This window comes from Sphingopyxis sp. 113P3 (assembly GCF_001278035.1).
Classification (GTDB): domain Bacteria; phylum Pseudomonadota; class Alphaproteobacteria; order Sphingomonadales; family Sphingomonadaceae; genus Sphingopyxis.
In genome coordinates, this window is the sequence record NZ_CP009452.1 from 1,530,372 (window position 1) to 1,543,112 (window position 12,741).

The 12,741-nt window shown below is 65.1% G+C and carries 14 protein-coding genes; 4 read left to right on the forward strand and 10 right to left on the reverse strand.

Going from position 1 to position 12,741, the window contains the following annotated elements; all coding sequences use genetic code 11:
* Nucleotides 1–21 precede the first annotated feature (21 nt).
* From LH20_RS07315 to LH20_RS07325, 3 genes are all read right to left on the reverse strand, one after another.
* The gene (locus tag LH20_RS07315) at nucleotides 22–1,233 is read right to left on the reverse strand and encodes a nitrate/nitrite transporter (protein ID WP_053553645.1); all 1,212 of its coding nucleotides are present in this window, start codon (nucleotides 1,231–1,233) and stop codon (nucleotides 22–24) included.
* A 269-nt stretch (nucleotides 1,234–1,502) separates the two neighbouring features.
* The gene (locus LH20_RS07320) at nucleotides 1,503–2,714 is read right to left on the reverse strand and encodes an ABC transporter substrate-binding protein (RefSeq protein WP_053553646.1); all 1,212 of its coding nucleotides are present in this window, start codon (nucleotides 2,712–2,714) and stop codon (nucleotides 1,503–1,505) included.
* Nucleotides 2,711–3,292, reverse strand: coding sequence for an ANTAR domain-containing response regulator (locus tag LH20_RS07325; protein ID WP_053553647.1), 582 nt, complete (start codon nucleotides 3,290–3,292; stop codon nucleotides 2,711–2,713). Before LH20_RS07325 ends, LH20_RS07320 begins: the two co-directional genes overlap by 4 nt.
* Before the next feature lie 234 nt (nucleotides 3,293–3,526).
* Between LH20_RS07325 and fdhD the strand changes: the two genes are divergently transcribed.
* Complete coding sequence (fdhD, locus tag LH20_RS07330) at nucleotides 3,527–4,270, forward strand: formate dehydrogenase accessory sulfurtransferase FdhD (RefSeq protein ID WP_083455570.1); 744 nt, start codon at nucleotides 3,527–3,529, stop codon at nucleotides 4,268–4,270.
* Nucleotides 4,271–4,283: 13 nt separating this feature from the next.
* Here fdhD and LH20_RS07335 read toward each other — a convergent pair whose 3' ends face one another.
* The 6 genes from LH20_RS07335 to rpiB all read right to left on the reverse strand — a co-directional run bounded on the left by LH20_RS07335 (nucleotide 4,284) and on the right by rpiB (nucleotide 9,835).
* Nucleotides 4,284–6,554, reverse strand: coding sequence for an FdhF/YdeP family oxidoreductase (locus LH20_RS07335; RefSeq protein ID WP_053553648.1), 2,271 nt, complete (start codon nucleotides 6,552–6,554; stop codon nucleotides 4,284–4,286).
* A gap of 87 nt (nucleotides 6,555–6,641) precedes the next feature.
* A complete protein-coding gene (locus LH20_RS07340; RefSeq protein WP_053553649.1) occupies nucleotides 6,642–7,385 on the reverse strand; it encodes an RNA methyltransferase in 744 nt (247 codons plus the stop codon).
* Nucleotides 7,382–7,852 carry a transcriptional regulator NrdR gene (nrdR, locus tag LH20_RS07345; protein WP_053553650.1) on the reverse strand — a complete coding sequence of 157 codons (471 nt, stop codon included), beginning with the start codon at nucleotides 7,850–7,852 and terminating at the stop codon, nucleotides 7,382–7,384. Before nrdR ends, LH20_RS07340 begins: the two co-directional genes overlap by 4 nt.
* A gap of 3 nt (nucleotides 7,853–7,855) precedes the next feature.
* Nucleotides 7,856–8,074 carry a hypothetical protein gene (locus LH20_RS07350; protein WP_053553651.1) on the reverse strand — a complete coding sequence of 73 codons (219 nt, stop codon included), beginning with the start codon at nucleotides 8,072–8,074 and terminating at the stop codon, nucleotides 7,856–7,858.
* A gap of 4 nt (nucleotides 8,075–8,078) precedes the next feature.
* Nucleotides 8,079–9,386, reverse strand: coding sequence for a serine hydroxymethyltransferase (gene glyA / locus LH20_RS07355; RefSeq protein WP_053553652.1), 1,308 nt, complete (start codon nucleotides 9,384–9,386; stop codon nucleotides 8,079–8,081).
* Entirely contained in the window at nucleotides 9,383–9,835 is a 453-nt protein-coding gene (gene rpiB, locus LH20_RS07360) for a ribose 5-phosphate isomerase B (RefSeq protein WP_053553653.1), read from the reverse strand. Before rpiB ends, glyA begins: the two co-directional genes overlap by 4 nt.
* A gap of 110 nt (nucleotides 9,836–9,945) precedes the next feature.
* Here rpiB and LH20_RS23735 point away from each other — a divergent pair, with 110 nt between their 5' ends.
* On the forward strand, nucleotides 9,946–10,110 hold the full coding sequence (locus LH20_RS23735; protein ID WP_200905447.1) for a hypothetical protein: 165 nt from the start codon (nucleotides 9,946–9,948) through the stop codon (nucleotides 10,108–10,110).
* A gap of 39 nt (nucleotides 10,111–10,149) precedes the next feature.
* Here LH20_RS23735 and LH20_RS07365 read toward each other — a convergent pair whose 3' ends face one another.
* Nucleotides 10,150–10,806 carry an alpha/beta hydrolase gene (locus LH20_RS07365; protein ID WP_053553654.1) on the reverse strand — a complete coding sequence of 219 codons (657 nt, stop codon included), beginning with the start codon at nucleotides 10,804–10,806 and terminating at the stop codon, nucleotides 10,150–10,152.
* 248 nt (nucleotides 10,807–11,054) lie between these two features.
* Here LH20_RS07365 and LH20_RS07370 point away from each other — a divergent pair, with 248 nt between their 5' ends.
* Together LH20_RS07370 and LH20_RS07375 are read left to right on the forward strand one after the other, a co-directional pair.
* Nucleotides 11,055–12,140, forward strand: a complete 1,086-nt coding sequence (locus LH20_RS07370) for a cysteine desulfurase family protein (protein ID WP_053553655.1) — start codon at nucleotides 11,055–11,057, stop codon at nucleotides 12,138–12,140.
* Complete coding sequence (locus tag LH20_RS07375) at nucleotides 12,140–12,475, forward strand: 2Fe-2S iron-sulfur cluster-binding protein (protein WP_053553656.1); 336 nt, start codon at nucleotides 12,140–12,142, stop codon at nucleotides 12,473–12,475. The genes LH20_RS07370 and LH20_RS07375 overlap by 1 nt, the downstream gene beginning before the upstream one ends.
* Nucleotides 12,476–12,741: the final 266 nt, after the last annotated feature.

The following is a 12,741-nucleotide window of genomic DNA, read 5'->3' on the forward strand; positions in this document are numbered from 1 at the left end:
AGAAAGAAGGCGCGCACCATGTCAGATCCGCACGCCCTCGGGTGCACTCCAGGTGGTCCGCCACTGCTTCTTGACGAACATCAGCGCGGCGAGGGCGGCCACAGCGAGCCCGGCAAAGATATAAAATCCAGGGGCAAAGCTGCCTGTCCACTGTTTGGCGAAACCGAGAGAGGAGGCGAGGTAGAAGCCGCCGACGCCTCCTGCCATACCGACAAGCCCGGTCATCACGCCGATTTCATCGGAAAAGCGCTGGGGAACCAGCTGGAAGACCGATCCGTTGCCGGTGCCAAGCGCGAGCATCGCAATAACGAACAGAGCGAGCGCGGCGGGCAGGCTTGCAGCCTGGGGCACGCCTGCGAGCGCGAGCGCCGCTACCACATAGACAATCATGAGCGCACGCACGCCGCCGATCCGGTCGGCCAACGCGCCGCCCAATGGCCGTACGAGCGACCCTGCAAAGACGCAGCCCGCGGTGCAATAGCCCGCAATCACAGGAGTGAGGTGAAACTGGTCGGTAAAATAGATGGTCAAGGAGGCGGCGAGCCCGACGAAACCCCCGAACGTTACCGAATAAAAGGCCATCAGCCACCAGGCGTCGGCGGACTTGAGCGGCTCGAAATAATCGATCAGCTTCTTGGGCGCGGGGCTATGGGGGGCGTCCTTCGCCATGAAGAGATAGGCGACGAAAACGACCGTGAGCGGGATGCAGGCAAGGCCGAGAACGGCATTCCATCCGAACAGCTTTGCAAGACCGGGTGCAAAAAGAGCAGCGAGCACCGTCCCTGAGTTGCCCATGCCGGCAAGCCCCATCGCCTTGCCCTGGTGTTCGGGTGGGTACCAGCGGCTTGCCAGCGGCAGCGCGATCGCAAAGCTCGCCCCCGCAAAGCCGAGGACAACGCCGAGCGCGAGCGTTCCTGCAAAGCTCGATACTCCCATCATCCACGCGGTCAGGAGCCCGGCGATGACGATCGCCTGGCTGATCGCGCCCGAGAGCTTGGGGCCGATGCGATCGACGAGCAGGCCATTGCTGACGCGCAAAATCGCACCCGCGAGCGTCGGGACGGCGACCATCAATCCCTTTTGGGCTGGCGTGAGCCCCAGATCCTCGGAGATTGCAGGCGCGAGCGGCCCGAGGATGACCCACACCATGAAGGCGAGGTCGAAATAGAGAAAGGCTGCGACCAATGTCGGCCAATGTCCGCTCGACCAGAAGCTTGATTGTTCCTTCGTCATCGTCCGTCCCCTTTTGCGACGGGCAATAAAAAAGCCGCCAGGACGGCGGCCACATGCGGCGCATCCTGACGGCTTCATTGCCTCTTGGAGTGCGGGAAAAAGGCTCCCCGCCTGCCGCGCGGGCCAGCCCCCTCGTTGGAGCGGCGCCGCTGTGATCTCGGCCCGGCAGCCTTGCCGGGTGACGTCAAATTGCCTGATTCGTCTCGTGTGCGCAAGCGGTTATTTTGCAGTGCAACATTTTCGCCATACGCGGTCTTGGAAGACTTCCCTCACGGAAGGCTTGCAAGATATCCTGCAATATCCTCCGGGTCGAAGGCGCGGCGATCGAAGAAGCGATCGGCGCCGAGGAGCAGGCGGCCTTGCGTCGAGCCGGCGCCGATCGGGGCATCGAGACCGCCTTCGAGCTTCGAACTGGCTCCCGGCAGGGGCGCGCCTGAACCCGCGAGCGCTGCCCGGTAGATGTCGGGACGAAAAACCTCTGCCGCGGTCGCCGCGTCGGCAGGCGAGAAGCCGATTTTGTCCCAGCGCACCATTTGCGAATAGAGCCACGCCGCCTGGCTGCGCCAGGGAAAATTGGCAGCCTCGCGATATTGGAACATGAAATCGGGGTACGCGACCGGCGCGCCGCCGGGAACGACGCGGATACGGTCGGTGATGGCCCGTTCGATCGCGTCCTGCGGGGCGTCGAGATAGGCGGGGCGCGCGAGGATGGCGGCGCTCTCGGCGGCGCTCGCAGGCTCCACGAAATGCGCGGCCGCCGCATGGAGCGCGCGCAGCAACGCCTCGACCGCATCGCGGCGCGCTTCGATGACATCGCTGCGAACGGCGAGCACTTTTTCGACCCCGCGGCGCCAGATCTGCGCGGTCGCGAGCGCGATATGCCCGACGCCGCGATCAACCGCGATGGCGTTCCACGGCTCCCCGACGCAGATGCCGTCGACCTCGCCGGCAGCCAGCGCATCGGCGGCAAAGGGGGGACTGGTCACCGTGATTTCGACGTCGCTGTCGGGCTGGATGCCGACCCCGGCAAGCCAGTAGCGAAGCATATAATTATGGCTGGAATAACGATGGACGACACCAAAACGCAAAGGGCGGCCCGCCGCCTTGCGTGCCGCTGCCGCCTCGCGCAGCGCCGCGCCGAGCGCTGCGGGATCGCCCAGACCATCGCCGAGCCCCACCTCGGCAGCAAGCGCGGTCGAGAAGGTCACGGCATTGCCGTTCAGTCCAAGTACGAAGGGGACCGCAAGCGGCACCGCGGGCCGGTCGCGACCGAGCGCGGTCGCGATCGCCAGCGGAGCGATCAGGTGCGCAGCGTCAGTGTGCCCGTAGAGCAATCGGTCGCGCACCGTCGCCCAGGTCATGTCACGAATGAATTCAATTTCGACGCCTTCGCGCGCGGCAAAGCCCAGTTCATGCGCGAGAATCGGCAGCGCGGCGTCGACCAGCGGCAAAAAGCCGATGCGAAAGCGTTCGGCGCTCACTCCATATCTCCCAAAAGCGCGTCGCTCGTCACGATCGCCTCGGCGATTTCGGCGATCCGGCGGTTGGTTCGCATCGCCTGTCCGCGCAGCAGTGCATAGGCGGCAGGTTCGTCGATTCCCCGCCGTTTCATCAAGATCGCCTTGGCCCGGTCGATGGTCCCGCGTTCGGCGAGGGCATTTTTCGCTTCGTCGAGCTCCCGCTGGAGCCGTGAAAAGGCCTGGAAGCGCCGCACCGCGAGATCGACCACCGGTTTGATCCGCTGTTTCGAGAGCCCATCGACGACATAGGCCGAGACGCCCGCGTCGATCGCGGCGCCCGTCGCTTCGGCATCGCTCTGGTCGACAAACATTGCGATCGGGCGCGCGAGCGCGCGCGACATGGCGAAGAAATCCTCGAGCAGGTCTCGGCTCGGGTTTTCCAGGTTGATCAGGACCACTTCGGGGCGCGCGGCCTCGACCTGCGCGACGATCGGCCCCTTGGGGTCGATGAGAATGAGATCATCGAGGCCCGCCTCGCGCAGACCGTCCGAAATGATCGCAGCGCGCGTTGTGCTGGTGTCGATGATCGCGATCCGCATGTCCCGCGCCATACGTTGCGCCGGCTGGCTTCGCCAGTCCCTTGAAGTGGAACCCAAAGAAGGGGCGATTTGCGGTCGATCTTGGGATAGACCAGTCCCCGCGGGCGATCGGTCCGCGCTTGATGCGAGGTGCAGGTGGAAGAGGGCAAGCCCCGAACGTCTGAGCGCGACTCGATTGCGCTGCCCGTGCAGCGCGTCGGCCTCGGTGAACCCGGTGACGCGGCGCTTACCCGGATGGTGCCGATCGAGGCGCCGGTGTCGATCGAGGTTTCGGGGATCGGATATGCCGTCATGATGGCGACTCCGACCGACCTTGAGGATTTTGGGCTCGGCTTTGCCATGAGCGAGGGGCTCGTCGATGGCCCCGATCAGGTGCGCGGCATCGACGTGCACGCCATCGATGGCGGCTGGGCGCTGCGCATCTGGCTGCCGCCCGAGCGCAGCGCGCGAGCGCTCGAACGGGCACGAAAGCGCGTGAGCGAGAGCAGCTGCGGCCTGTGCGGCATGGAGAATATCGAGGAGGTGCTGCGCCCTCTTCCCCAGGTCACGGGGCAAATCGCGGTCGGTCGCGAGGCGCTCGCCGCGGCACTGGCAGCGCTTGGCGAGCATCAGCCGCTCGCGCGCGAGACGGGGGCGGTGCACGCGGCCGCCTTCTGCTCGCCCGCCGGCGAGATTCGGATCGCGCGCGAGGACGTCGGGCGGCACAACGCGCTCGACAAGCTGATCGGGGCGCTCGCCCGCGCGGCTGTCGACCCCGCGAGCGGCTTTATCCTGCTCTCCGCGCGCTGCAGCTATGAACTTGTCGAAAAGACGGTCCTCGCCGGCTGCCCGATGCTTGTCACCATCTCGGCGCCCACGAGTCTCGCGGCCGAGCGTGCGGCTGCTGCCGGGCTGACGCTGGTGACGCTCGCCCGGCCTGATTCCGCCCTGTTGGTGAGCGGGACGCTCGCCGCAGACCAATGCGCAGGGTCTCGCTGATATCGGGGCTGTGCTAGGTCGCAGCGATGACCCGGACCGGGATCGACTTGGCGGCCGGCGTGCCGCTCACCGGGTCGCAGTGATCGAGCGGGAGGAGCGGATTGAGTTCAGGATAATAGCCCGCAACCGCGCCGCGCGACATCGGATAGTCGATGATCGTCAACCCCTCGACCCGCCGAACGATCGCATCGTCGCTGATTGTCTCGAGCGTAACGCGCGCGCCCGCTTCAAGCCCGCGCGCTTCGCGATCGGCGGCATTCATGAATAGGATCATCCGGTCGCCCTTCACGCCCCGGTAGCGGTCATTGTAGCTGTAGATGGTGGTGTTGAACTGATCGTGCGAGCGGACCGTTGCCAGCCGCAACATCGCCGGGTCGGCAACCTTGGCGTCGACCTCCAAACCCGGCAGGACCAGGAAATTCGCCTTTCCATTGGGGGTCGCCCACACCCGGCGTCGCGGCGGGATATCGAGGTGGAAGCCACGCGGCGCCTCAATCCGCTGCCTAAAGCCCTCGTAGATCGCCGGATAGACCTCCGCGATCTTGTCGCGAATACGGCCGTAATCGTCGATGAAGCCCCGCCAGTCGACCTTGCTTGCAGGCAGCGTTGCCATCGCCATCCGGCAGACGATTTCGACCTCGGGGAGGAGATGCACGCTCGCGGGTTCGAGCACACCGCGCGACGCGGTGATATTCGACATCGAATCCTCAATTGTCACAAACTGCTCACCCGCCGCGGTTTCGATGCGTTCGGACCGTGCGATAACGGGAAGAATCAGCGCCTCCCTGCCGTGGACGAGATGGCCGCGGTTGAGCTTGGTCGCGATGCCCACGGTCAGGTCGAGCTTGCGCATCGCCTCATAGGCGCGCTCGGTATCGGGCACTGCACGGACGAAATTGCCGCCGAGCCCGATAAAGACCCTGGCGGTTCCCGCGAGCATCGCCTCGACCGACTCGATCGTATGGTGGCCATGTGTACGTGGCGGCTCGAAGCCGAAGACCTCGCGCACTCGGTCGAGATAGGCCGCGCTCGGTTTCTCGTCGATGCCGACCGTGCGATCGCCCTGGACGTTAGAGTGTCCTCTGATCGGGGAGATGCCGGCACCAGGGCGCCCGAAATTGCCCTTGAGCAGGAGGATATTTGCAACCTGCTGCACCAGCCGCGATCCAAGTTGATGCTGGGTCAGCCCCATTCCGTAACAGATGATAGTCGCGCCCGAGCGTATGTAGATTTCGGCGCAGCGGCGGATCTGCTCTTCAGAAACCCCTGACACAGCGACAATATCGGCCCACTCCTGCGCCTCGATATCCTGCTTCAGCTCCGCCAGGCCTTCGGTGTGATCGCGCAGGAAATCATGGTCGAATACGGTCTCGCCCGCCGCCTCGCGCTCGAACATGACCTTCATCATGCCCTTGAGGAGCGCGAGGTCGCCGCCGATGCGGACGTGAACGAACTCGCTGGCAATCTTCGTCGACCCGAAGGTCGCCATTTGCACTGCGTCCTGCGGTTCGGTGAAGCGGATCAGCGCCCGTTCGGGCATCGGGTTTACCGCGACGATGGGAACGCCGCGCTTGCGCGCCTCGACAAGCAGGCTCATCATCCGGGGCGCGTTGGTGCCGGGGTTCTGCCCCATGACGAAGATCGCCTCGGCGTGTTCGAAATCCTCGAGTATCACCGTGCCCTTGCCGACGCCGATCGCGGGCGGCAGCCCCCGGCTTGTCGGTTCGTGACACATGTTCGAGCAATCGGGGAAATTGTTGGTGCCATATTCCCGCACGAAGATTGAATAAAGGAAGGCTGCCTCGTTCGGCGTGCGGCCCGAGGTGTAGAATTCGGCCTGGTTCGGGTCTGAGAGCCCTCGCAGATGGCGGCCGATCGTCGCGAAGGCTTCATCCCAGCTCACCGGCACATAATGGTCGGTCGTGGCGTCGTAGCGCATCGGTTCGGTCAGGCGGCCCTGCATTTCGAGCCAATAATCGGACCGAGCCATCAGCTCGCTGACTGTGTGCTGTGCGAAGAAATCGCGCGTCACGCGAAACTTCGTCGCCTCGTGCGCGAGCGCCTTGGCGCCATTTTCGCAGAATTCGAGCTTTTTGGTGCAATCGGCGTCGGGGAAGGCGCAGCTTGGACATTTGAAGCCGCCCGGCTGATTCATCGCCATGAGCGCGCGCGAGCCTTTGGTGACCACGCTCTGTTCGAGGAGCACCTTCGCGGTTGCAGCGGCGGCACCCCAGCCGCCCGCGGGCCTCGTGTAGCTTCGGTATTTCAGCTTGCCGTCGGCCATTGTCCGCGCTCCTTTCGAGGCCGTCTCGCGCGGTCTCTGCCGCTGCGTCTATCGCCAATGAGGGAGGCGCTCAAGCGATCGCGCGGCCTAGTCCTTCTGAGGCGTCCGCGGCGAACTGCGCGCGTGGCCGAGCGCGGTGATGATCCCGTGCATCATCCGGATGTCATTATGCGACCAGCCCGTCTTGGTGAGCGTCGTACGCAGCGTGCGCAGCGTCGCAGTCGTCCGCTCAGGCGGGAAGAAATAGCCAGCGGCGTCGAGGTCGCGGACGAGATGGTCGATGAGATCCTCAAGCTCGCCGTGCGGGGCCGGGGGATCGAGCGGCACCTCGGGCGGGCTCGCGAGGGCCTCGCCTTTCGACCATTCATAAGCGAGCAGAATGACCGCCTGCGCGAGATTGAGCGAACCAAATTCCGGATTGATCGGCACGGTGACGATTTCGTGCGCGAGCGCGACGTCGTCGCTTTCCAGGCCCGACCGTTCCGGTCCGAAAACAAAGGCCGACCGGCTGGCGCGTGCATGAACCTGCCGCGCTGCAGCCTCAGGGGTCAGAACCGGCTTGGTGACGCCGCGCTTGCGCACCGTGGTCGCATAGATGTGGCCGCAATCGGCGACCGCCTCGGCGAGGCTTTCGAACAGCTGGGCGTCGGCGAGGACGCGGTCGGCTCCCGAGGCGGCCGGGCCCGCGTCGGGATTGGGCCATCCATCGCGCGGCGCGACGAGTCGCAATTCGGTCAGCCCGAAATTGAGCATCGCGCGCGCCGCCTTGCCGATATTTTCACCGAGCTGCGGGCGGACGAGGACGATAACCGGGGTAGGAGCCTTGCTCACGAGCCGTTCTTGTGCGCCGCTTCGTTGATCGTCGCGGCGAACTCTTCAAAATCCTTGGCCTCGGTGAAGTCGCGGTAGACGCTGGCGAAGCGGATATAGGCGACGTTGTCGAAGCCTTTGAGCGCCTCCATCACCATCGCGCCGATCTGCGCCGCCTGCACCTCATTCTCGCCCGAGGTTTCGAGCTGGCGCTGAATGCCCGAGACGAGCCGTTCGATACGTGCCCCATCGATCGGCCGCTTGCGGCATGCGATCTGGACGCTGCGCATCAGCTTTTCGCGGTCGAAGGGTTCGCGCGTGCCCCCAGCCTTGAGGACCGCAACTTCTCGCAGCTGAATACGCTCGAAAGTCGTGAAGCGCGCGCCGCAATCCTCGCATTGGCGGCGGCGGCGGATCGCGGCGCCGTCCTCGGTCGGACGGCTGTCCTTCACCTGACTGTCTTCATGGCCGCAATAGGGACAGCGCATCGGTTAGCGCTTCACCCTGCCAAGGAGGGTGATGGCGGCCCCGGCGAATAGCCCGACGGGCCAGCTGACCGCCGGGAGCAAGCCGCCGGCGATTGCCCCGATGACCGCGCCGGCGAGCACGGGGCGCGTCGAGGGATGGTCGGCTCCCTGCTTGCCCATTGCTTTCACCTCTGCGAGCGTGCGCTCGACGAGCGTGGGTTCCTCGGGATGCTGCCGCGCCACCGGTTCAGTCCTGATAGATGGGGAAGCGCTCGCAGAGCGCGCGAACGCGTCCCCTGACATTGGCCTCGACATCGGCGTCGCCATGCTCGCCCTTGTCGCGCAATGCTTCGAGCACGTCGGCGACCATGTCGCCGATTTCCTCAAACTCCGCAATGCCGAAACCGCGCGTCGTACCGGCAGGCGAGCCGACGCGAATGCCGCTGGTCTTGATCGGTGGCAACGGGTCGAAAGGAATGCCGTTCTTGTTGCAGGTGATCGCGCTGCGCTCGAGCGCCTCATCGGCGTCGCGGCCCGTGACGCCAAGCGGGCGCAGATCGATGAGCGCGAGGTGGGTGTCGGTTCCGCCGGCGACGAGATCGGCGCCGCGTGCCTTCAGCCGGTTCGCAAGCGCCTGTGCATTGGCGATCGTCGCCTTTGCATAGCTCTTGAACTCAGGGCGCAGCGCTTCGCCGAACGCCACCGCCTTTGCCGCGATGACGTGCATCAGAGGACCGCCCTGGAGACCCGGGAAAACCGCCGAGTTGATGCGCTTGGCGATCGCCTCGTCGTTGGTCAGGATCATGCCGCCGCGCGGACCGCGGAGGGTCTTGTGGGTGGTCGTGGTGACGACATGAGCATGCTGCATCGGCGAGGGGTGCGCGCCGCCCGCAACGAGCCCTGCGAAATGCGCCATGTCGACCATCAAAAGCGCGCCGACATCGTCGGCAATGGCGCGGAAGCGCGCGAAGTCGAGCGTCCTGGGATAGGCCGAACCGCCCGCGATGATGAGGGCAGGGCGATGCTCCTTCGCGAGCCGCTCCACCTGCTCGAAATCGACGAGATGATCATCAGCCCGCACGCCATATTGGACTGCGTTGAACCATTTGCCCGACATGGCGGGCGCCGCGCCGTGGGTCAGGTGTCCGCCGGCATCGAGGCTCATCCCGAGGATCGTCGCGCCGGGCTTCGTCAGCGCGAGCAGCACGGCGCCATTTGCCTGCGCGCCCGAGTGCGGCTGGACGTTCGCGAAGTTGCAGTCGAACAGCTGCTTGGCGCGGTCGATCGCCAGCGTCTCGACTTCGTCCGAAGGCGCGCAGCCCTGGTAGTAACGACGGCCCGGATAGCCCTCGGCATATTTGTTGGTGAACACCGACCCCTGCGCCTCGAGTACCGCCTTTGAGACGATGTTCTCGCTCGCGATGAGCTCGATCTGAAATTGTTCGCGGTCGAGCTCATGCTTCATCGCTGCGGCGATGGCGGGGTCAACGCTAGCGACGCCATCGGTGAAATAGCCGGCCGATTTGATGGGCTTGTCGAGCGTTTCGGTGGTCATCGGCTGTTCTCCAGGACGGGCGGGTGGGAAAGTTTGTCGACGCGGCGCGTATGGCGGTCGCCCGCGAATTCGGTCGTGAGGAAAGTGGTGATGCACGCCTTCGCCATATCGATGCCGGTCAGCCGCGCGCCGAGCGCGACGACATTCGCATCATTATGCTCGCGCGCGAGCTTGGCCGACAGCGGCTCGGACACCAGGGCGCATCGACATGTCGGATTACGGTTGACCGAGATCGAGATGCCGATCCCCGAGCCGCACAGTGCAATGCCGCGTTCGGCGCTCCCGTTCGCGATCGCGTCGGCGAGACGGTAGCCATAGTCGGGGTAGTCGACGCTCTCAGGGCCGTTGGTCCCGAGATCGGCGACCTCGTGCCCCTCACCGCGCAGCCAATCGGCGAGCAGCCCCTTGAGCTCATAAGCGGCATGGTCGGAAGCAATGGCTATGCGCATGGCGCGTTTCCTGCAGCGAAAGGGAATCGATGAGCGCGCTTTAGTGGAAGGATGAAAGATTGGCCATAAGCCAGGTGGCAAATTTCTGACGCGGCAGCTAAGGCGGCGCCATGTCCGATACCGTCATGTCCTTGCTGATGCTCACCGGGGTCGTCCTGACCGGCGGGGCAGCCTATGTCTTTCGGATGGGCGACAAGCGCCGCGCGCTGCTCATGTTCGTCGCAGCGCTCGTGATGTTCGCCAATGTCGCCATCTGGCTGGTGCCGACGCACTAGGGGCTGCCCGCCCCCTTTGCAAGGGGGGCGAACTTGGCCTCAGCGGATCGGCGAGTCAGGTGCGAGCCGCATATCCAGATAGTTATCGAGCGACTTCATCAGCTGTTCAAGTTCGTGCTCGAAGAAATGATTGGCACGCGGGATCTCATCATGGTGGATGGTGATGCCCTTTTGCGTGCGGAGCTTGTCGACCAGCTTCTGCACCGCGGCGGGGGGCACGATCTCGTCTGCGCCGCCTGCAACAATGATGCCCGACGAGGGACAGGGCGCGAGGAAGCTGAAGTCGTACATGTTCGCTGGCGGTGCGACCGACAGAAAACCTCGAATCTCCGGACGGCGCATCAAGAGCTGCATGCCGATCCATGCGCCGAAGCTGAAGCCCGCGACCCAGGTCGTCTGCGCCTCGGGGTGGATCGACTGCACCCAGTCGAGCGCCGACGCGGCGTCGCTGAGTTCGCCGATTCCGTTATCAAAGGTGCCCTGGCTACGCCCGACACCGCGAAAATTGAAACGCAGCACCGCAAATCCGCGCGCCACGAAGCTCTTGTACATCGCCTGCGTAATGCGGTCGTTCATCGTGCCGCCGCCCTGCGGGTGCGGGTGCAGGATCAGCGCGACCGGTGCGCGCGGGCGCGGCGGGGGAGAAAATCGGCCTTCGATGCGGCCTTCGGGACCGGGAAAAATGACGTCGGGCATGGGCGCACCTTCTAAGTTTCTTGGGGCTTGCCAAAGACCCGGGTGACGGGTTGGCGGAGCGGGAGCGGCGCCTATATAGAAAAAGGGTGGCAAGTTGCAACTTTTGCGAATCGCTCGCAATAAGCGGTTATTTTTTGCGTCCCCGCCGCGCCCGACCGTATCCCTGCCGCCCGCTTGTCACCGCCGCTCGGGCGCGGATGACATGCGTCACTCGACATGGACCCGAATAGGGGGCAGAGGCTCGCACGATGATCTACCTAGACTATCAGGCCACCACGCCGCTTGCGCCCGAAGCGCGCGAGGCGATGCTGCGCTGGTTGGGAAACGAAGGGGACAGCTTCGCGAACCCCTCGAGCACGCACAAGGCGGGGCGCGCCGCCGCAGCGGCGGTCGAGGTTGCCCGCGATCAGGTTGCGGCGCTGCTGCCGGCAGGGGGACGCGTTTTCTTTACCTCGGGCGCGACCGAGGCTCTCAACTGGGCGCTGTTTCGCGGCGCGGAAGCGAAGCCGGGCGGGGTTGCAGGGCTCAGTATCGAACATGCCGCCTCGCTCCAATGTCTCGAGCGGCTCGATGCCGCAATCCTGCCCGTGGACGGTGAGGGCATCGCATTGCCACCCGACGAGAGCTTGATCCCCGAAAACGGCATCGTCGCGGTCATGCTGGTCAACAACGAGGTCGGTACGGTGCAGCCGGTGGCCGATTTCGCCGCCGCGGCGCATGCGAAGAACAGCCTGCTGCTTTGCGACGCGGTGCAGGGCTACGGCCGCATCGCGATCCCCGATGCGGCTGACCTTATCGCGCTGTCCGCGCACAAGATCCACGGACCCAAGGGCATTGGCGCGCTTTGGGTCCGCGACGGCGTTGATCTTGAACCCTTGATGTTCGGCGGCGCGCAGGAGCTGGGAATGCGCTCGGGCACGGTCTCACCGGCGCTGTGTGCAGGCTTTGGGGCTGCGGCGGCGCTGGCGGCCGAGCGGTTCGATGCCGATGCGGAGCATGCCGAGCGGCTGTGGTCGCTTGCCATGGACATGCTGCCCGAGTGGACAATCAACGGCGCGGCGAACTCGCGCTATCACGGCAATCTCAACGTGCGGCGCGAAGGCGTAAATGGTCTGCGCCTGATGTCCGACGCACGCGATATAGCCTTTTCGCTTGGCAGCGCCTGTGGCAGCGGGTCGGGCAAGGTCAGCCATGTACTGCGCGCGATGGGCGTGAGCGAAGCCGACGCGCGCGCCTCGATTCGGCTCGGCTGGGGACGCTATACGAGCGAGGACGAGCTTCGCGGCGGGCTCGACGCGATCAAGGCGGCTGCGCGGCTGCAGGGGGTCAATTGATGCGGGTCACTTTCATCCACGCCGATGGCAAGCGGCGAACCGAGGCCGAAGCGGCCCCCGGCGACATTTTGCTCGACGTGGCGCAGGCGCATATGATGCCGCTTGAAGGAACATGCGAGGGGCAGATGGCCTGCTCGACCTGCCACGTCATCGTGGCGAAGGAAGATTTCGGGCGCCTGCCGCCCGCAAGCGAGGAAGAAGAGGATATGCTCGACCTCGCGGCAGGGGTGCGGCGCACCAGCCGCCTATCGTGCCAGATCGTTCTGACCGAGGACCTCGACGGGCTGACGGTGCACATCCCGGCCGAAAGCCGCAATATGCAGGGGCCGCGCTGACATGATGAGGTCGCGCGCGCCGGCTGGAAGCAATTGCGCTGCCTTATCGGAGGCCGGCAAAGGTCAACCTTGCCATTCGCGCACCTCGTAAATGGATGACCGGGATGATTGTCACACGGCCCGAGACGCGGAAGCGTGTTGCCTGACAGAAGGGTTGGTGTGCCTCCTCTTGGCGCTCCTTTGCAGGATCAAACCCGCTCGGGAGCGGCGCGGCAAGGCCTTTGAACTGTGCGGGCGCGCCCCGCCGATCCAGCCGGCTCTCGGCA